1 protein-coding gene is annotated in these 385 nt (G+C 65.5%); it reads right to left on the bottom strand.

All coding sequences use genetic code 11. From position 1 onward, the window contains the following. Positions 1–369 (bottom strand): AAA family ATPase (locus CVV76_RS21755; protein ID WP_158243217.1); only part of this gene is annotated, 369 nt, incomplete at its 3' end. Positions 370–385: the final 16 nt, after the last annotated feature.

Raw genomic sequence — 385 nt, 5'->3', positions numbered from 1 at the left:
TCCAAGCCGCAGGATCCGGCATCGGCTCAGAAGCGGCTCGGGGAGGGGGGCCGTACTGTTCGAGATCAGGATCCAGCTGATCCAGGACATGTCGAAGGTGACGCGATAGGCGGGGCAAGTCCAGCGCCGCGCTGTTGCAGGCTCCAGGAGCGGCAACAGGGCATCGGCAATATTGTGGGAATGTCCCTTGTCCGAGGTCACGCGCCCGGCTTTCTCGATCTCGTCAACGATGATGACGGGATTGCCGACGAGTGTTTGCCGGATCGTCTCGACAGGGCGCCCGGGTTGCGATGAGGCCCAGCCGCGCTGACTGCCCGCAACCGCGAAACCGGCGGTCTCGCCGGAGGCGTCGATGGCGATCGAGGGCACGCCGATCAGGTCTCCG

This window comes from Acidimangrovimonas sediminis (assembly GCF_002871005.1).
In the GTDB taxonomy this organism is placed as follows: Bacteria; Pseudomonadota; Alphaproteobacteria; order Rhodobacterales; family Rhodobacteraceae; genus Acidimangrovimonas; species Acidimangrovimonas sediminis.
The sequence above is the reverse complement of the archived record's forward strand: the minus strand, read 5'-3'. Positions and strand labels throughout refer to the sequence as shown.